The following is a 17577-nucleotide window of genomic DNA, read 5'->3' as shown; positions in this document are numbered from 1 at the left end:
TCGTTATGAGAAAAAGATTCGTTCAATTTTCTTTTGTAGTACCGTATCTAAAGATTTGACAAACCCAGCAAATTCATCGGTAGAAATCATATGAGTAAGAACGAGTCGTCTGCCGTCTGGTGTTTCACCGCATAAGACGAACGAAGAAAATTCATATGTTTTGTTTTCTACTACTAATTTTGGATAGGAATACGTGTCGCTCTTCTTCTTCTTTCCATCAATAGAGATGACGTTGCATTTTTTCTCATTGTTGTCCATGGTGAATCCCTCCTTTCTATTACTTATGGTAGACAAGGAGGGTTTAGAACAATAGAGAAGGGGGAATTTTTTATGGCTGTTGTAATAGAACGTATTTCAAAAGAAGCTATACCGAAGTCTTTATTACTACTTGCTGATCCAAGTGAACAGCAAGTAGCTACATATGTACAAAGAGGATTAACATACGTAGCTAAGCAAGAGGATAATGTAATCGGTGTATATGTGATTTTGGAAACAAGGCCGAAGACGATGGAAATTATGAATATTGCGGTTGTAGAGCATTTGCAAGGAAAAGGGATTGGAAAGAAGCTAGTAAGTCATGCCATAGAAACTGCTAAAGGGTATGGTATGTCAAAACTTGAAATCGGTACAGGCAATTCTAGTGTTTCACAACTTGCTTTATATCAAAAATGTGGATTTCGTATTTTTTCTATTGATTTTGATTACTTTTCGAAGCATTATGAAGAAGAGATTATTGAAAATGGGATTGTATGCCGTGATATGATTCGGCTTGCAATGGAATTGAATGAGAACGTATAACTTATTTAGGGGGAAGAGAAGATGGAAGTACATAAAGCAATTACAGCACATTCTCGTAAACAAAATGAAAGTGTAAAAGCATGTTTACAATTAGATGCGCAGCGTGAAGCAGCTATTGAAGCAGCCGTATCTCTTGCGTCAAATGGGAAAGACTTTTCGGTTGATGTCATTAATGCTCTAACGAAGCAAATTAACGCTCTTGCAAAAAATGGTGTTACACTAGAGCGTAAATATGTTACAAAAGAAATGGTTATGGAGTATGTAAGTCGTTTGCAAGAGAAAGAAGGTCGTTAAAGATGTTAGTTACAGTCGAATGGTTACGTGAGCATATAGAAGATGAGAACGTCCGTATAATCGATTGTCGTTTTGATTTAGCGAATCCTAATTGGGGTAGAGAAAAGTATGGGGAAGAACATATTCCTCATGCATTATATTTTGATTTGAATGTAGATTTATCAAGTCCTATAACAGAACATGGTGGTCGCCACCCGTTACCAAATATTGAGGAGTTTGCAGACAAACTGTCGCGAGCTGGTATTGATGAACATACGCCAGTGATTGCATATGACAGTGAAGCGGGTGCAAATGCTTCTCGTCTTTGGTGGTTATTAAACTATGTAGGACATGAGAAAGTATATATATTAGATGGCGGATTTCCAGCTTGGAAAGAGAATGGACTACCGATAACAACGGAAATTCCTGTTGTTAAACGAAAAGCATTCAAAGCAAATGTACAAGATCATATGCTTGTAACGATGGAAACGGTGAGAGAGAATATTCATACAGGTGCAGATGTTACGTTAATTGATTCTAGAGAGCCAAAACGTTATGCTGGTGTAGAGGAACTGGTTGATCCAAAAGCAGGACATATTCCAACAGCAGTAAATTATTTTTGGAAGGATGGAATGCTGCAATCAGGACAATTTAAGAATGAATCCCAGCAACAAGAACGATTCCAAAATCTTTCAAAAGATAAGGAAACAATTGTATATTGTGGTTCTGGTGTTACAGCATGCCCAAATATCGTTGCATTGAAATTAGCTGGATTCCAAAATGTTAAATTGTATGCAGGTAGCTGGAGTGATTGGATTTCTTATCCAGAAAATCAAATTGCAAAAGAAGAAGATTAATCACTTGCATGCAAAAATAATTTGTATTAAAATAAGGTCACAAGCAAGAGATTGCTCGAAAAACTTTGTATTTTACACATTGGAAACAATGTGATAATATAACGACAAGTAAATAATACATCCTGCGGTGTACGTAACTTATTTATGTCTAAAACCGATGTTAGTTATACGGAAGCTCAATATTTAGCGACCATCATCAAGCCTTCTTTGTGGAGGAAGATGTACGGTAACTGTGAGGGCATCCACCTGCGAGTAGCGGGTTTTTGGACATTTACGAGGAGCGGCACGTGCGGGGGTCTTATTTCAACTAACATTATATAAAATTCCTACGGTGTACGTAGCTTATGCATGTCTTAAACCAATAAGTTTAATATGGAAGTTCAATATTTAAATGTAGCTAACATGCCATCTTTTTAAGAAGGAAGTTACAAACATTTGTGAGAGCATCCACCTGTGAGAGCAGGTTTATGGACATCTAGAGAGAACGGCATATGTGGGGCTAAATAAAAACCTTACGTTTTATACGTAAGGTTTTTTTGTTGCATACATATATCCATTTTATCTCGATTCACCTGTGAAGTTTCCGTAATAAATATAGCATTTTCTGTCTTCATCAATTTCTCTTGAATCTAAAGTAAACTCCATATGCATGCTGTCGCGCTGAATATATATAATATCTGAATGAAGAGATGGTAAAATTTCTTCATAGTTCCATACATCTTTACTTTCAATCAAGTTTGAACTTGTATCCTTTAGCTCTCTAATTTCAAAACCGATGTGGAAGTAAGTAGGATCTGAAGGATCGTTAGAGAAAGTTTCTTGTTGAATATATATAACTGCTGTTCCGTCTGGATCTACTGAGGTTGCAGTGACAACATATGTATTTTTATCTTTTATAAAATATTCACAAGTCATGCGTGCAATGATTTCAGAATTAGAAATATTTGTGTAATTCCATAAAGCAGGATATCCTTTTGTTTCATCATTAAGTCGATATTCTAAGCGCATTTTATCCCTCTTCTTCCTTTTTCTTCTACTTTATCATGACATCCTATATAATAGGAATAGAATTTAAAAAGGGGAGTGCGAAGGTGACAAAAACGAAATGGCTAGTAGGTGGTGTCGTAACGTCTTTAATGACCGGCACCTTATTTGGCTGCGCACAAGATTTACCCCCAAAACCGAATGATAATAGTTGTTCAGATTGGGATTGGGATGATGAACTTGGGGTATGGCAGTGTAATGATAGTAGTTCAGGATATCGTGGGCATTATTTCTATGGCGGAACATACTATCAAAATAAATCCAATTTTAAAAATTCATCGGCGTTTAAATCGTATCAATCGTCTGCGGAATTTAAAGGTGGGATTGGAAGTGGTTCAAAGGGAGGATTTGGGGGCTAACATATGTCGCAGTACATAAGGGATCGAAAAGAGTTTTATTCAAAATATCCGGATTTCTGGTCGGATTTATATGAATGTGAGTATAGTTTGTTTCATGTTTTCTCTATAACAAATGAGACTATGAAACAATTACAGTTAGCAACTGAACGAATGGGAAAAATATTTTTTAAGACTGCTAGACTTTTGCGGAATTTAAGTGACGAACAGCTTCTTGAACTCGGATTTCCTCCTGCGAGCTTATCATTCATTAGAATGAAAGGATTATATCCTGAATCTATTATTTCACGGTTTGATTTCGTTTTAACAGGTGAAAACAAAATGAAAATGCTCGAATTTAATAGTGATACGCCAACGTTTATTATGGAATGTTTTCAAATAAATGGAAAAGTTTGCGAGAAACTAGGCTATGATGATCCGAACTCGGATCAAGAACGATTACTATCTTCTGGTGTTACAAAAGCCGTACTAGAAGCGACAAAGGAAATAGACAATCCAAATGTTGTTTTTACAGCACATCATGAACATATTGAGGATTGGAATACGACTATGTATTTGAGTCAGCTATGCCATGTTGAAAATAAAGTAGTGCCAATGTCAGAACTTAGAATTACAAAAGATGCTTTAGTGGATAGGGATGGAGTGCAAATTGATGTTTTATACCGCCAAACATATCCGATAGAAGATTTAATTGAGGATCAAGATCCTGAAACAGGAGATTTGGTAGGTGTGGAGTTGTTGCAACTTGTAAAAGCCGGAAAGCTTTTTATCATCAATCCTTTGTCAGCATTTTTACTTCAGCCAAAATCAGTTCAGTGTCTTATTTGGGGGCTAGCAGAAGAAGAGGCCTTTTATACAAATGAGGAACAACGGTGGATTAAAGAATATATGCTACCTACATATTTAGAACCAGATTTATTTTTAAGAAAAGGTTCTTTCGTTCAAAAACCTTCATTTGGTAGAGAAGGAGATACAATTACGATTCGCGATAAGGACGAAAATATTATGCTTCAAAATACATACCAAACGTATAAAGCGTCGCTGCCGATATTTCAAAAGTATACAGAACTTCCAGTCGTATCGTTGGAAACAGAAAAAGGGATGGAGAAATTGTCGTATGTGTTTGGTTCATTTTTAATTGCTGGAAAAGCGAGTAGTATTGGTATTCGTGCTGGTGAAAAAATTACGGGGAATGAATCGTACTATTTACCGGTAGGTATAAAAAAGGAGGAAGTATATGATTAATTTTTTATTATATTTAGCAGTAACACTTGGTCTTTTATGCATTGGTCTTTTCCTAATGGAAGTGACAACGAAAGTAAAAGAATTTAAGTTAATGGCCCAAGGGAATAAGGCGGTAAGCTATGTACTTGGAGGGCGATTACTTGGGTTAGCTATTGTTTTATATTCAACAGCAGCTAATTCTATTTCACTTCTTGATATGGTTTCGTGGGGAGCGGTTGGGATTTTAGCTCAAATTATCGTCTTTTATTTGGCTGAGTGGCTTACACCAAGCTTTAATATAAATAAAAGTCTTGAAGAAGATAATCAAGCGGTCGGTCTTTTTCTTATGTTTTTATCGCTTTCAATTGGGATTGTAATTGCTGGTTGTATAACTTATTAAAAACTTTACGTTTAAACGTAAAGTTTTTATTATATCTAGGTTAGTTTGTTATACCTTTTGAAAAAAATGTAGGCTACTGTTGACATCTATTTTAAATAAGAGTAACATTTTCTATGTAATAAAAATAAGTCTCTGTTAGGTGAGGCTCCTGTATAGAGAAATGCTACTGCCCAAAAATGTCGAGAGACGCCAATGGGTCAACAGGAATGATCGAATTAAGGTTTTTCTTAATGTAGCTGGTAATGTACCTATGCTATACAGTGCTAAAACTCGGCGAGGGAGAGGTCCGTAGATTTCTAATTGTATTAGGAATCGTTTATTTGTGTATGTCATGGCCTTTACTCTTTTCGGAGTAAGGGTCTTTTTGTTACCAAGCTATGAGTAAATTCATAGTATAAACTATAAAATAAAACGAGGAGGTGAGGAGCATGTCAAATTCTGACTCGGTTCCGTTACCCATATACTTCAAATCAAAAATATATGATGTAGGCAGGAAACGACTTGTTCCTCCCTCTATATTTATCATCATGTAGCGTTTATATGTATGTTTAGGCGCTAGACACTTTCACCGTAAAGTGGATAAATTGAGAAACAAAGCGTTTCTTCCTACGTTGTAAAGGAGGAGACGATAATATGTTATATGCAAACAAAACTGTGGGTAACACGTCATATAAATTAAGCAAAAAATCAATGAAAGAACAAACGATGCTTCAAAAAAATAAAGATTTATTAATTGAAATTGCAACGAGAGATGTAAAATCTGTATTTGCGTATTTTAAAACAACAAGAGATGGATTGTCTATGAAAGAGGCACAAAAACGTATTCAAGTATACGGCCGAAATGAATTAACATCAAAAAGAGCTCGTATTGCGGAAGTGATGATGAAGCTAAGTGGAATGATCCCAGGTTTTTCAAAACAACATGTGAGAGATGGATTACAATGTGAGAAGATTACTGTGTCTCGAGTAGAATGTTCTAGTGTAACAGGTTTAAACGGTGAATTGAAAATGATGGATTTGCCAGTACAAGAGCTTGTTCCAGGAGATATGATTTTCCTTTCAGAAGGTGATACAGTACCAGCAGATGTACGTATCATTTACGCGAATGATTTATTAGTAAATGAATCTGTGCTAACAGGAAACGATGCAAGTATTGAGAAATTTGAAAGTTGCTATCATCTTGAGCGCAAACGATTTATTCCTTTAAAACGAATGAAAGACTATAATCCACTTGAACTTGAAAACGTATGTTTCAAAGGGACGTATATTGTTGGTGGAAATGCAAAAGCTGTAGTTGTTTCGACTGGGAAAAATACGTATTCAGGAATTCTTCATACTTGTTGTAGTAGAACGTCTTAATGTGTAAATGATGCTAAATATACAAAAACAATGTATAATAGACAAAGTTGAAAAACGTAGAATGGTAATCTATTTATATAACCTTACGTGATGACGTGGGGTTATTATTTTTTTGGTAGGAGAGGAATTATGAAAAAAGTATTATTAGTTGATGGTATGGCACTATTATTTCGTGCTTTTTATGCAACAAGTGTCTATGGACAATTTATGAAACGACAAGATGGTACCCCTACAAACGGGATTCATGGTTATATGAAACATTTATTAACAGCAATGCAAGCAATTGAACCGACACATATCGTAACATGCTGGGATATGGGAAGTACAACATTTAGAACAGAATCGTTCTCAAATTATAAAGCGAATCGTGCAGCACCACCTGAAGAATTAATTCCGCAATTTGATTTAGTACAAGAAATGACTGCGAAATTGTCCATTCCAGTTATTGGAATGAAAGGGTATGAAGCGGATGATTGTATTGGTACGCTTGCAAAACAATATTGTAATGAAGCTGAAGTTTACATTTTAACAGGTGATACGGACTTACTGCAGCTTGTTGATAAGAGCGTTACAGTTATGCTTCTGCGCAAAGGAATTGGAAATTACGAGTATTACACACCAGAGAAAATTATGGAAGAAAAAGGTGTGGAACCGTGGCAAATCGTGCATGCAAAAGCTTTCATGGGAGATACGAGCGATAATTACCCAGGTGTAAAAGGTATTGGTGAAAAAACAGCGTATAAACTGATTCAAGAGCATGGTACAGTAGCAACTGTACTAGAAAATGTGGCATCTTTAACGAAAGCGCAACGTACGAAGATTGAAAGTGATTTAGAGAATTTAAATATTTCATTACAATTAGCGCAAATTCATTGTGAAGTTCCTATTTCATGTTCGCTAGAAGAAGGATTACACACAATAGATGAAGAAAAACTACGATTCGTTTGTGAAGAAATGAATTGGGGAAGACCTGAAATATTAATCAATATGTTGTAAATAGTTTGAAAAGAAGGATGTTGCATGAGTCGAAGTTTGACTAGGTGACACCTTCTTTTTTATTTTGAAAAAAAGAATTTTAGTAGATGAAAGTATATGGAATGTAGCTTGAAATATATAAATATTTCGACAAGGTAAATTGATATAAGATGACGTAAATGGCGATTTATGTAATGAAATGAAGCAACTACAAAACTGTTTTACGTAAATCTCTTTTTCGTGTTCACAAAGTTGTCAGAAAATAAACGGAATTTTCATGTGAAGTTCAAATGGAATTCACAACAATCAATTATTATAAGAACACCCAGATAATTCTTTATATAAACCATCCCCCAAGGAGGACAATAAAAATGAGAAAAAAAGTGAGAAAATCTTTTAAACAATTATTAATTGAAAATAAACAATCACTATTAAATAATAAAGAAAATATGAAAGAAATTGAGGAACGAATTGAGAAACGACATGTCGCATATAGTGGCTCTAGCAACTAAATAAGGTAAAAAAAGATAGCCGATAAAGGCTATCTTTTTTGTTTTATATTGAAATAACTATATTTCCCTCTTTAATTTTTGTAAATATACAAGATATTTTCATAGTGTTTTTCTGCCAATTTTTTTCATTTTTCGAGGTTGAAATTGGTATATACCAATTTAAGAGATTTGCTATTCATAATATTACAAAAAATGTTACAATACATTCAAAATTACGCTATAAATCATTTTAATATGAAAAATTGGAATGAAAAGAAAGGAGAGGAATATGAATAATGGTGTCGCTTTGAAATGATTATTATCATTTCATTAGGAGTTGATATAAAACGATGGATAGGTATGAAGAACTGGATTCAATTCGAGGAATTGCCTCATTGGTAGTAATGATTGGTCATCATTTAATGATTTTTTCAGTATTTCAAAATTACAGTTATGAAGATAATAAACCATTTGTTATGTATCTATTAAAAGAAACACCTGCTCGTCTAATTTTTAGTAGTGGTAACGAATCTGTTATTATCTTTTTTGTTTTGAGTGGATTTGTTTTGTATAGATCCATTCAAAACAACTACGATAGTTATGGGTCCTTCCTTTTAAAGCGTATATGCAGAATCTATATTCCATATATCGTAGCAATACTTATAGCTATTTTATGCCAAACTACAATGAGTGAATATGGAATTTCTCATTTAAGTGAATGGTTTAATCGCTCATGGACGATTGAAAGTTCTTTAAGCCTAATCGTGCAGCATATATTATTGGTTGGGAAATATAATACAGATGCATATAACGGCGTAATTTGGTCACTTGTTCATGAAATGCGAATATCAATAATTTTCCCGTTAGTTTTGATGGTTTGTTTACGAAAAACGTTGAGAGATTCGTTATTGATATTGTTTAGTTTTAGTATATGTTCTGTCGGGATTCTATTATTATTTCACTCAAGTTTAACATTAACAAGCTATGCATTAACCCTGCATTACACAGTACTGTTTTTACTAGGGGCACTAGTTGCGAAGTATAAAAATAATGTAATAGTTTTTTATAGTAATCGTACTAAAAATGAGAAAATTGCATGGTTTTTATTAGCGATTTTACTTTATATGTATGAAGGGCTTATCGGAGAAATTAAAGTGCTCAATAATTTTATATTGCGAGACTACGTAGTAGCGATAAGTGCATGTTTATTTGTCATATTAAGTTTATCAGTATCAACTTTGTCGTCGTTGCTGCGTAATAAATACTTGTTATATTTGGGGAAGATTTCTTACAGTCTTTATTTATACCATATCATATCGTTATTTTCCCTTATATACATGCTCCATGAAATATTACCGTTGCCTATCATTTTAATTTTCTCACTCGTTTTTTCATTTATACTTGCAATGCTTTCGTATATATCTGTAGAAAAATTTGCATTCAGAGTCGGAAAGTATGTAACAAAGCAAGCGAATAGAAAGAAGAAAGGGTTATCTGTAAAGAATGATGTGCAGAATATGAATCAGACAAAGGCGGTGAAATAATTGAAGCAAGAAATTAGTATGAAGGATTTTCAACAGTTATTGAAAAGAAGGATAGTAACAATTTTTTTGACGATGTGCTGTTTAACTGTTTCTCTAATTCTTATCTCTATGTACGTATTAAAGCCTTCATATCAATATTCAACACAAATTCTCGTTGGGAATCTAGATGAGTTTAATAAGGAAAATTCAACAAATAAAACACAGGAAAATAAGCAGCTCGTAACTTCGTATGTTGATATTTTAAAAAGTCCACTTATTATTTCAACCGTCAAAAAAACTTTGAAATTAGAGCAATCAAGTTATGAATTAGCTCAAAAGATTTCAGTAGTGAATATGGACAATTCACAAATTGTTACTGTTACAGTAAAAGATTCGGATTCTAAAATTGTAAAAGAAATAGTAAAGTCACTGGCAGAACAATCTCAAAAAAGTTTTCAACAGTATACGAATGTACAGGGAGTAAAAATATTAACTGACCCTGAGTTACAGGAAAATGCAGAAAAGTTGTTTCCGAAATTTCAACTTATTATCCCTATCTCTTTACTTGTTAGTTTTTTTGTTGGGATAGGTTTAGCTATATTTCGAGATTATTTTGATGAGCGTATATACGTGGAACAAGATTTGGAGAAAATAACAACAATCCCTGTTATTTGCTACATAAATATGAAACCGAAAAGAAAAAAGAAATCTACAGAAGTTGATACGCAATCATCTATATATCGAGGTGAACATGTCGATGTTTAAGACAAAGAAACAGCTTCCATTTGATCCGCATAATGCTTTAATGAAAGAGCAGTTTTATACGCTGTATCACGAGTTGAAAAAATCGGGGAAACAAGTGTTCACAATTAGTTCAACGAAGGATAGAGGTGTTGTTGCCTCGCTTATAGTCAATATAGGGCTAGTGTTTGCAGAAATGAAAAAAAAGGTGTTACTTATCGATGTGAATTTTTCCGATCCTAAGCTACATCTACTATTACAAAGCAACCATACGAAAACAGTGAATGATATAATAAGCGATCCCTCCTGTAGTTATGAAACTTTCTCTAGTAACTTATCTAAATACTTATATTGTATTCCTGCAAAAAAAACAGTACACACTGGTACACCTTTAGTTGTTACAGATGAATTTGATTATGTAATTGCAAAATGGAAGGAAGATTTTGATTACATTTTCTTGTATTCCTCTGAAGTATTTGAGCTTCCTGCTACGCACATGATTGCAGGGAAATGCGATGGAGTGGTCTTAGCGGTTAAAAGGAGAAAGGATTCCCTACATACTGTGCAAAAAGTGATAGCAAATATAAAGAAGAAAGAATGTGAATTAATAGGTATAGTTTTATATTCTTGAATGTGGGGGTAACGATCTATGATTCGTGAAACAAATCAAGCCAAGTTGTATACGATTCCGGCCCAAGAAAAGACCAGTATTTTGAATCGAAGTATAAAGCGCTTGTTTGATATTATATTTTCACTCATATTGTTACTAGTAACGCTGCCAACTATGTTGTTTTTTTGTATTATAATTGCTTTCGAAACAGCAGGAGCTCCAATTTATTTTCAAGAACGTTTAGGGATGAATGGAAAGAAATTTAATGTATTTAAATTAAGGTCGATGGTAAAAGATGCTGAAATAAATGGACCGCAATGGGCAGATGAAAATGATCCAAGAATTACTAAAGTTGGATCATTTATAAGAAAAACGAGAATTGATGAATTGCCGCAACTTTTCAATATTTTAAAAGGCGATATGTCTTTTGTTGGACCTAGGCCAGAGAGAGAGTATTTTTATAAACAATTTGATGCCTATATTCCGGAATTCAAGGAACGTTTAATTGTGAAGCCAGGGTTAACAGGATGGGCACAAATAAATGGCGGGTATGATCTTGATCCAAAAGAAAAGTTGAAATGGGACATGGAGTATATTGAAATGAAAACGATTAAGATGGACATTCATATTTTATGTAAAACTGTTTTAATCGTATTGAATGGTAATGGTGCAAGATAAATATATGTAAGTAGGTTGCTTGCAAAGGAGAACAGGTATGGGTAGATCGATTTTAAATAATATTATCCATCTATTTTATAGCACGATTTTAGCTAATCTTCTTCAGGCTGTGAGTTTAATTGCTTTAGCAAATTTTTTTAATGCACAAAATTATGGGATGTTTAGTGTTGCTATAGCAGTGGCGTTTGTTATGTTATTTTTTACAGATTTAGGACTTACGAATACGTTTCTTCGAGAAGGGGCAAAAGATGGAATAGACTTAGAGATGATTTTATCGTCGTATATAAAGGTAAGGATGATTCTACTTATTTTTATTTCTATAATTGGCTATATTGCTATTCATTATATGTATGCGGATAAAAATTTGATTTATATGATGATAAACGTAATGTTTTTCATGTTAATAGGATTAACTTGGCAAAATATAGGGATTGCCTACTTTCAGCTAACGGAGCGTATGAAGTATATAGCACTTATTAAAGTTGTATCAGCGGCAGTTGTCAGTATCATTACATGCTTTTGTATTTTCGGAGAGTTACCAGTTTATATAACTGCGCGTTTATATGGATTGGGTTATATGATTGGTGGTATATGCAGTATATATGTAATGAAAAGAAAGACGAATGTGAATATGAAAGTTGTAATTCATAAAGCGTTGTTTTGGCAAGTAACACCTTTTATTATTAGTGGTTTTTTAATAATGAGTACGCCACAATTAGCACCTATCTTACTTAACTATACACTGCCATTAAGTATGTTAGGTGTTTTCGCGGTGGCGTATCGGATGCCAGCGGCTTTATATCAAGTACCGGGGGTGATTGCAGGGGCGTTTTATCCAGTGCTCTTTAAGCATTATAATCAGAATAAATTAGAAGAGCATACGAAATTAAACTTACTTCAAATAAAATTAATGGCGATCGTGGGAATATGTATGACGCTAGGTTTATATCATTTAGCACCTTACTTTATTTCTATATTTTTTCATGAGGAATGGAAAAATGCAGTAGAGCCACTCCAAATATTATCATTTCTCATTGCACTGCAAAGTTTAAATATTGCTATAGCTGATGGTTTAACAACGAGTGGACGTCAAAATAAAAGAACGGTTGTGCAATGTATAGCATTAGTGATAGGTGGGATTATGCTTTATAGCTTTAGTAATATTGGTGGAGTGATAGGAGCGGCTTATGCTATGGTTTTATTTGAAATTGTAGCCTTAGTTGGGTATATAGCGGTAAGTGTAGTGAAGGGGAAAATTGTATTTCAAATTGTCATACCTTATACAATTTATTTTGGCGTAACTTTTATTGGGGTGCAATATATATTGCATACATATCATTTCATTGCGCTCGTTCTTAATACGTTAATCGTAGTAGTGGGTATATTCCTATATGACTATGAGCTGAAAAAACTTCTTCTCTCGTTTATAACAAAAACACGTAAAAAGGATTATATTACGAAACAGGGGATATAGCCTATGGAAAATAATATGAAAATATCGATGAAATGGATTATGCTCTTAATATTATTTGTCATGTTAAGTAAATACAATATATATATTGGATTTTCGCTGAAGATATATATGATTTTTTTAGTCATATATTTTTGTTTAACAGTTAAAAACTTTCATATTCAAAAGCTATATTTTCATGAAGTTGTATTTTTACTATTTTATTTCATTTATTGTTTCAGTGGAATTCTTTCTATATATTTACATGCTAGTATTCGTATGATTTTTGGTGTGTTACTTGTTTTAGGGTGTTATTTTATAATGAGAAATTTAGTAGGAAATGTTGAAATAGCAACACTTGAATCATCTATTGTCTATGTAGGAATTATATTTAATATTGTAAGTCTAATACTGTATATAGTCGGTTTACAGCACTTTGGATTGTACGGTGGAGAAGAAAGAGAAATTTTTGCCGGACTATTAGTTGATAGAGGATACCCAAGGTTAATTGGTTTGCTAGATGATCCTAACATTTTTATTTTTTATAATACAATATTTTTTATGTATTATATGACAAACCTACATAATATAACGAACATTTTAGGATTGATTTTATGTGTGACGACAAGTTTATTAACTTTCTCAAGGGGGGGGATATTAGCACTTGTGCTCGTCGTTTTTGTATATGTATGTACATCTAGTTTTGCAAAAAAAATAAAAATAATAATGTGTTTACTATTGTTTGGTGTAGTAATCTTCAGTTTATCGAATAGTGTAATGGGTGGCCAATTGGATGACATATTGAATAAACGAATTTCTGATTTTTCGCATGATAATGGAAGTGGAAGATTTACATTATGGGAAGCTGCTTTTAAATATTATGTATCCAATCCATATATCGGAATTGGTGCGTTTAATTTTTCGAATTATTATGAGTTTCAATTTAATGAAAAATTATATGTGCACAATACATTTTTAGAAATTTTGTCTGAATCGGGTACAATTGGTTTTCTTTTATATAGCGCTTTTTTATGCATATTAATGTTTAAATTAACGCAGTATACTCTATTTCGTGAAAAACCGTATCTTTTATTGACTATGATTGGATTTTTATTTCAGATGATGTCATTGTCACTCATTATTAACGAAGCGTTCTTTTTATTTTTAGCAATGGTTGTGAAGTACATTTCAATATATGAAGGAAGGGGAAAGGTAGATGGTAAAATGTCTATCAGCACATAATAAGGCGCCTCATGTTTCTGTAATAACACCTTCTTATAATAGTATACGATTTATAGGTGAGACGATTTTATCAGTACAAAATCAATCATATGAAAATTGGGAAATGATTATCGTTGATGACGCTTCAACTGACCAATCTGCTGCAAAAATTAAAGAGATAATAGAAGGGGACTCGCGTATTAGGCTAATATCATTAAAAGAAAATGTTGGTGCTGCGAAATCTCGGAATTTAGCGATTGAAGAGGCGAGAGGAAGATATATTGCTTTTTTAGATAGCGATGATATATGGTTGCCAAATAAATTGAAGACACAATTGTTATTTATGGAAGAAATGAATGCGGCCTTTTCGTATGCATCGTATAGTTTAATCGATGAAAAAGGTAATGAACTAAATCGAGAAGTGAATGTACCAAAATCTGTTGACTATCATCATTTGGCAGGAAATACAATTATCGGTTGTTTAACAGTAATGATTGATCGGGAAAAAATTTCCCGTATTGAAATGCCTAATGTGCAGCCGGAAGATACAGCGCTATGGCTAAATTTATTACATGAAGGGCATGAAGCGAAAGGAATACAGCAAGTGTTAGCGAAGTATAGAATTGTAGAAAATTCTGTTTCGAGAAATAAAATGAGAGCGGCTTTTCGGTATTGGAAATTATTAAAGGAACAAAAACGATTAAATGCGGTGCAAATTTTTTACTATTTTAGTAAGTATGCTTTTCATGCCTATAGAAAAAATAAAATCAATGTAGTTGGGAAGACGCAATTATGAATATATTGTTGATGACAGACAAATTGATAACTGGAGGAGCTGAAAGTTATTTCTGTAAATTGGAAAGCAATTTGCGTGATGAGAACTTTACAGTTTATACAGCTGCAGGTGATGGAGAACTATATGAATCTCTTACTAGAAAAGAAAATTTCATGTTGCTTAGTCGATGGAATCATTTGAGAAATATTTATTACTTGCGAAGAGAAATATGTGATCGAAAGATAGAAATTATTCATGCAAATAGTTTACGAATGGTTTTATATTCATTTCTACTTCAAAAGTTTATGAAAAAAAAGATAAAGGTTTTGTATACGAAACATAATGTAACGATATTAGAAAAGAAAATGCCAATTCTTTTTCGTTATTTCATGAATAAATATGTGAACAATATTATTACAGTAAGTGAGTTTGAAAAAAATAATTTAATTTCAATGCATGTAGCTGCAAAAAAAATAAAGACGATTTATAACGGTGTGGATATTGAAAAGTTTTTATTTCGGCAGAAAAAGGCAGAATCTACTTATCATGTAGGGATATTAGCTAGATTATCCAAAGAAAAAAACCATCAACTATTTGTGAAAATTGCAAATGTGTTGAAAAAGAGAGAGGATTTTAAATTTTATATTGCTGGTGATGGACCAGAGAAAGAGTCTATTATGAAAGAAATAGAAAAGTATGGATTGCAGCAAAATGTAAAGATGTTAGGGAATATTTCGGAACCACATAGATTTATAGGAAATATGGATGCCCTACTTTTATTATCTTTTCGTGAAGTGTTTCCGATGGTGGTAATTGAAGCGATGGCCACAGGAACACCAATTATTTCAATAGATGTCGGCGGAATAAATGAAGCGGTAATAGATGGAGAATCAGGTGTTTTGGTATCTGAATATTGCGAATTTAAGTTCGTAAGTGCGCTCGAGGAATTAAAAGAGAATGAAGAAAAGGTGAATGGTATTAGAATGAAAGCACGAGAGAAAGCAGAGAGATATTTCTCGTTAACGAAAATGATAGAAGAAACGAAAGATTTATATGAATTAAACAAATGACTGTAGAAGTCGTTTGTTTTTTTATTATAGAAACTTTTAAGATAAAACTCACATATTATATGAAAAAGGTAATATGAGGAGTGAATTTATTTTGTCAGAATATATTTCTTCCCAAGAAGACTGTGCACCAGAAAATAGCGTTCATATTGATTGTTTTGGAGCAGTTCCAAACTCGGGAAATGATAGTTCATTAGCAATTCAGCAAGCTATAGATTATTGTGTAGCGAATCGAATTTCGACGGTTAGAATTACAGGGGTAAATACGTACAAAATTGTAAAGCCGATTGTTATTAAATCAAACGTAAGATTAGAGCTGGATCCTACTGTTACGTTGCAAATTGATGGAGATTTTAATGCGTTTGAACTGCAACAAAATGCGTCTATAACAGGTGGTACATTTCAAGTTATAAATCCACTGTTTCAATCTGCAGTTATGTATGTTTCTGGTTCACAACAAATAGAAGTTCCTAATCACTCTCTTATATCAAATATAAATATATTAAATGCAACGTCGTCATATAAAGGAAAGGCTATACACTTATATTGTCAAAAAGCATGGGACTATATTAGTTTTTTTCAAGTTAACTTTATTCAAATTAAAAACTTTCAAACTGCAATACATTTAAAGACAGAATTTATAGATGATATAAATACACCTTGCTGGATTAACGCAAATGTATTTCAATCTATATTTATTGATGGATGTCAGTATGGGATTGAAGTAGATGGAAATAGTGATTTGCCAAATGAAAGTTCAGGCAATACATTTCATGATATTCAAGTACAATGTAGACAGCAAACGAAAAAAGTAATTCGTTGTACGGGTGCCTATAATACATTTGATTGTATGATTTGGGATACGTACCGGATGAGTAGCGAACCGATTGTCATTGAATTTTCTTCTAATTCGCATCGTAACTATCTTTTTTCGAATTTACTTTCCACAACGATTGTCGATAAAGGACAATACAATGTTTGTAAGTCTACCTATGAAGAATCTCTTCGGGTTCAGTTGCCAATTACGTTAAATAAACCACATTTAATAGGGAACCAAGATGATATATTAGTAAATGCTCAGCAGAAGTATACTGTTAAGCAAGCAAGTGGGAAATTACCTTACGGTGGGAATCTTGCAAATTGTTTTAATTTAATAGATGAACAAAGTGTAAACTATATCGATGTTCCAGATAGTAATCCAGTTGTGATTGAACTAGATTTTACGAAAAATCCAATCCAAATGCTGAATTGTTTTGGCATGTATTTTGGGTGGGGAGAGAGCCCGAAGAAAATTAAAATTGAGTATGCATTAAGTGCAGCTGGAAATTGGGTTGTTGCATCGGATGTTCCATTAAATGTAGGCGATACAATTATATCGAATATGAAGGCGAGTCAACTATATAAAGTAAGAATTACACTCAGTGGTTACGTTCAAGACCATAAACGTTTTCGGATTAATCGTATGTTTGCGAGGTCTTCTATGGAGAATGGAAATGCTTGGCTAGCGACAACAGGCGGAAGAATGTTTGGAGATATTGAAATAGAAGCAAGTAAAGGTATCGTCATGAAGACTGCTAGTGGAGCGAAATGGAAAGTAACGATTAATGAGGCTGGCCAACTTATTACGACTAAATTAACTTGAGATGATGCTCGGTTATAAATGCTTGGATGAGTTATTAAGCAGTACGATAAAGAGAATGAAAAAGAGATTGTAATTTGGTTTCAACCAAACTAC

General features: G+C 33.2%; 20 protein-coding genes, 2 other RNA genes and 1 riboswitch. Of the genes, 20 read left to right on the top strand and 2 right to left on the bottom strand.

All coding sequences use genetic code 11. From position 1 onward, the window contains the following. Nucleotides 1–3: 3 nt before the first annotated feature. On the bottom strand, nucleotides 4–258 hold the full coding sequence (locus tag ACTFRS_RS10365) for a DUF3931 domain-containing protein (RefSeq protein ID WP_000369740.1): 255 nt from the start codon (nucleotides 256–258) through the stop codon (nucleotides 4–6). A gap of 72 nt (nucleotides 259–330) precedes the next feature. Here ACTFRS_RS10365 and ACTFRS_RS10360 point away from each other — a divergent pair, with 72 nt between their 5' ends. From ACTFRS_RS10360 to ssrS (ACTFRS_RS10340), 5 genes are all read left to right on the top strand, one after another. After that, the gene (locus ACTFRS_RS10360) at nucleotides 331–798 is read left to right on the top strand and encodes a GNAT family N-acetyltransferase (protein ID WP_431084809.1); all 468 of its coding nucleotides are present in this window, start codon (nucleotides 331–333) and stop codon (nucleotides 796–798) included. 21 nt (nucleotides 799–819) lie between these two features. Beyond that, nucleotides 820–1092 (top strand): YpbS family protein, encoded by a 273-nt coding sequence (locus ACTFRS_RS10355; RefSeq protein ID WP_139868017.1) that lies wholly within the window; start codon nucleotides 820–822, stop codon nucleotides 1090–1092. 2 nt (nucleotides 1093–1094) lie between these two features. Further along, nucleotides 1095–1928, top strand: a complete 834-nt coding sequence (locus ACTFRS_RS10350) for a sulfurtransferase (RefSeq protein WP_242294370.1) — start codon at nucleotides 1095–1097, stop codon at nucleotides 1926–1928. Nucleotides 1929–2044: 116 nt separating this feature from the next. Continuing rightward, nucleotides 2045–2227, top strand: a non-coding RNA gene (ssrS, locus tag ACTFRS_RS10345) — 6S RNA. A gap of 21 nt (nucleotides 2228–2248) precedes the next feature. Next, nucleotides 2249–2432, top strand: a non-coding RNA gene (gene ssrS / locus ACTFRS_RS10340) — 6S RNA. A 54-nt stretch (nucleotides 2433–2486) separates the two neighbouring features. Here ssrS (ACTFRS_RS10340) and ACTFRS_RS10335 read toward each other — a convergent pair. Then, the gene (locus ACTFRS_RS10335; RefSeq protein WP_242294371.1) at nucleotides 2487–2936 is read right to left on the bottom strand and encodes a hypothetical protein; all 450 of its coding nucleotides are present in this window, start codon (nucleotides 2934–2936) and stop codon (nucleotides 2487–2489) included. Nucleotides 2937–3019: 83 nt separating this feature from the next. On the opposite strand from ACTFRS_RS10335, the gene ACTFRS_RS10330 reads away from it, so the two are divergent. The 15 genes from ACTFRS_RS10330 to ACTFRS_RS10260 all read left to right on the top strand — a co-directional run bounded on the left by ACTFRS_RS10330 (nucleotide 3020) and on the right by ACTFRS_RS10260 (nucleotide 17484). Beyond that, the gene (locus ACTFRS_RS10330; RefSeq protein WP_440023646.1) at nucleotides 3020–3331 is read left to right on the top strand and encodes a hypothetical protein; all 312 of its coding nucleotides are present in this window, start codon (nucleotides 3020–3022) and stop codon (nucleotides 3329–3331) included. A 3-nt stretch (nucleotides 3332–3334) separates the two neighbouring features. Beyond that, entirely contained in the window at nucleotides 3335–4573 is a 1239-nt protein-coding gene (locus ACTFRS_RS10325) for a glutathionylspermidine synthase family protein (RefSeq protein WP_242294372.1), read from the top strand. Further along, complete coding sequence (locus ACTFRS_RS10320; protein ID WP_242294373.1) at nucleotides 4566–4952, top strand: DUF350 domain-containing protein; 387 nt, start codon at nucleotides 4566–4568, stop codon at nucleotides 4950–4952. The genes ACTFRS_RS10325 and ACTFRS_RS10320 overlap by 8 nt, the downstream gene beginning before the upstream one ends. Nucleotides 4953–5076: 124 nt before the next feature. Next, nucleotides 5077–5242: riboswitch (M-box (ykoK) riboswitch) on the top strand. A 343-nt stretch (nucleotides 5243–5585) separates the two neighbouring features. Beyond that, nucleotides 5586–6311: a P-type ATPase gene (locus ACTFRS_RS10315; protein WP_139868006.1), complete on the top strand. Its 726-nt coding sequence runs from the start codon at nucleotides 5586–5588 to the stop codon at nucleotides 6309–6311. Nucleotides 6312–6440: 129 nt separating this feature from the next. After that, complete coding sequence (locus tag ACTFRS_RS10310) at nucleotides 6441–7307, top strand: 5'-3' exonuclease (RefSeq protein WP_139868004.1); 867 nt, start codon at nucleotides 6441–6443, stop codon at nucleotides 7305–7307. A gap of 350 nt (nucleotides 7308–7657) precedes the next feature. Next, a complete protein-coding gene (locus ACTFRS_RS10305) occupies nucleotides 7658–7798 on the top strand; it encodes an FbpB family small basic protein (protein WP_048527108.1) in 141 nt (46 codons plus the stop codon). A 329-nt stretch (nucleotides 7799–8127) separates the two neighbouring features. Beyond that, nucleotides 8128–9321 (top strand): acyltransferase family protein, encoded by a 1194-nt coding sequence (locus ACTFRS_RS10300; RefSeq protein WP_439194482.1) that lies wholly within the window; start codon nucleotides 8128–8130, stop codon nucleotides 9319–9321. Next, nucleotides 9322–10065, top strand: a complete 744-nt coding sequence (locus tag ACTFRS_RS10295; RefSeq protein ID WP_242294375.1) for a YveK family protein — start codon at nucleotides 9322–9324, stop codon at nucleotides 10063–10065. Continuing rightward, a complete protein-coding gene (locus ACTFRS_RS10290; RefSeq protein ID WP_439194483.1) occupies nucleotides 10052–10672 on the top strand; it encodes a CpsD/CapB family tyrosine-protein kinase in 621 nt (206 codons plus the stop codon). Before ACTFRS_RS10295 ends, ACTFRS_RS10290 begins: the two co-directional genes overlap by 14 nt. 18 nt (nucleotides 10673–10690) lie before the next feature. After that, complete coding sequence (locus ACTFRS_RS10285) at nucleotides 10691–11329, top strand: sugar transferase (RefSeq protein ID WP_087951894.1); 639 nt, start codon at nucleotides 10691–10693, stop codon at nucleotides 11327–11329. A 37-nt stretch (nucleotides 11330–11366) separates the two neighbouring features. After that, complete coding sequence (locus ACTFRS_RS10280) at nucleotides 11367–12803, top strand: oligosaccharide flippase family protein (RefSeq protein ID WP_439194484.1); 1437 nt, start codon at nucleotides 11367–11369, stop codon at nucleotides 12801–12803. Nucleotides 12804–12806: 3 nt separating this feature from the next. Next, nucleotides 12807–14021, top strand: a complete 1215-nt coding sequence (locus tag ACTFRS_RS10275) for an O-antigen ligase family protein (protein WP_087951896.1) — start codon at nucleotides 12807–12809, stop codon at nucleotides 14019–14021. Continuing rightward, nucleotides 13996–14796 carry a glycosyltransferase family 2 protein gene (locus ACTFRS_RS10270; RefSeq protein WP_431084812.1) on the top strand — a complete coding sequence of 267 codons (801 nt, stop codon included), beginning with the start codon at nucleotides 13996–13998 and terminating at the stop codon, nucleotides 14794–14796. The genes ACTFRS_RS10275 and ACTFRS_RS10270 overlap by 26 nt, the downstream gene beginning before the upstream one ends. Then, nucleotides 14793–15845, top strand: coding sequence for a glycosyltransferase family 4 protein (locus ACTFRS_RS10265; protein ID WP_139867991.1), 1053 nt, complete (start codon nucleotides 14793–14795; stop codon nucleotides 15843–15845). Before ACTFRS_RS10270 ends, ACTFRS_RS10265 begins: the two co-directional genes overlap by 4 nt. 91 nt (nucleotides 15846–15936) lie before the next feature. After that, entirely contained in the window at nucleotides 15937–17484 is a 1548-nt protein-coding gene (locus ACTFRS_RS10260) for a hypothetical protein (protein WP_139867989.1), read from the top strand. Nucleotides 17485–17577: the final 93 nt, after the last annotated feature.

The sequence above is a fragment of the Bacillus cereus group sp. MYBK139-1 genome (assembly GCF_051916915.1).
GTDB classification, from domain to species: Bacteria; Bacillota; Bacilli; order Bacillales; family Bacillaceae_G; genus Bacillus_A; species Bacillus_A pacificus.
The sequence above is the reverse complement of the archived record's forward strand: the minus strand, read 5'-3'. Positions and strand labels throughout refer to the sequence as shown.

Bases quoted from the DNA above. Each gene is read 5' to 3' on its own strand.
- ACTFRS_RS10365 (WP_000369740.1), bottom strand. From the start codon at position 258: ATGGACAACAATGAGAAAAAATGCAACGTCATCTCTATTGATGGAAAG.
- ACTFRS_RS10360 (WP_431084809.1), top strand. From the start codon at position 331: ATGGCTGTTGTAATAGAACGTATTTCAAAAGAAGCTATACCGAAGTCT.
- ACTFRS_RS10355 (WP_139868017.1), top strand. From the start codon at position 820: ATGGAAGTACATAAAGCAATTACAGCACATTCTCGTAAACAAAATGAA.
- ACTFRS_RS10350 (WP_242294370.1), top strand. From the start codon at position 1,095: ATGTTAGTTACAGTCGAATGGTTACGTGAGCATATAGAAGATGAGAAC.
- ACTFRS_RS10335 (WP_242294371.1), bottom strand. From the start codon at position 2,936: ATGCGCTTAGAATATCGACTTAATGATGAAACAAAAGGATATCCTGCT.
- ACTFRS_RS10325 (WP_242294372.1), top strand. From the start codon at position 3,335: ATGTCGCAGTACATAAGGGATCGAAAAGAGTTTTATTCAAAATATCCG.
- ACTFRS_RS10320 (WP_242294373.1), top strand. From the start codon at position 4,566: ATGATTAATTTTTTATTATATTTAGCAGTAACACTTGGTCTTTTATGC.
- ACTFRS_RS10315 (WP_139868006.1), top strand. From the start codon at position 5,586: ATGTTATATGCAAACAAAACTGTGGGTAACACGTCATATAAATTAAGC.
- ACTFRS_RS10310 (WP_139868004.1), top strand. From the start codon at position 6,441: ATGAAAAAAGTATTATTAGTTGATGGTATGGCACTATTATTTCGTGCT.
- ACTFRS_RS10305 (WP_048527108.1), top strand. From the start codon at position 7,658: ATGAGAAAAAAAGTGAGAAAATCTTTTAAACAATTATTAATTGAAAAT.
- ACTFRS_RS10300 (WP_439194482.1), top strand. From the start codon at position 8,128: ATGGATAGGTATGAAGAACTGGATTCAATTCGAGGAATTGCCTCATTG.
- ACTFRS_RS10290 (WP_439194483.1), top strand. From the start codon at position 10,052: ATGTCGATGTTTAAGACAAAGAAACAGCTTCCATTTGATCCGCATAAT.
- ACTFRS_RS10285 (WP_087951894.1), top strand. From the start codon at position 10,691: ATGATTCGTGAAACAAATCAAGCCAAGTTGTATACGATTCCGGCCCAA.
- ACTFRS_RS10280 (WP_439194484.1), top strand. From the start codon at position 11,367: ATGGGTAGATCGATTTTAAATAATATTATCCATCTATTTTATAGCACG.
- ACTFRS_RS10275 (WP_087951896.1), top strand. From the start codon at position 12,807: ATGGAAAATAATATGAAAATATCGATGAAATGGATTATGCTCTTAATA.
- ACTFRS_RS10270 (WP_431084812.1), top strand. From the start codon at position 13,996: ATGGTAAAATGTCTATCAGCACATAATAAGGCGCCTCATGTTTCTGTA.
- ACTFRS_RS10265 (WP_139867991.1), top strand. From the start codon at position 14,793: ATGAATATATTGTTGATGACAGACAAATTGATAACTGGAGGAGCTGAA.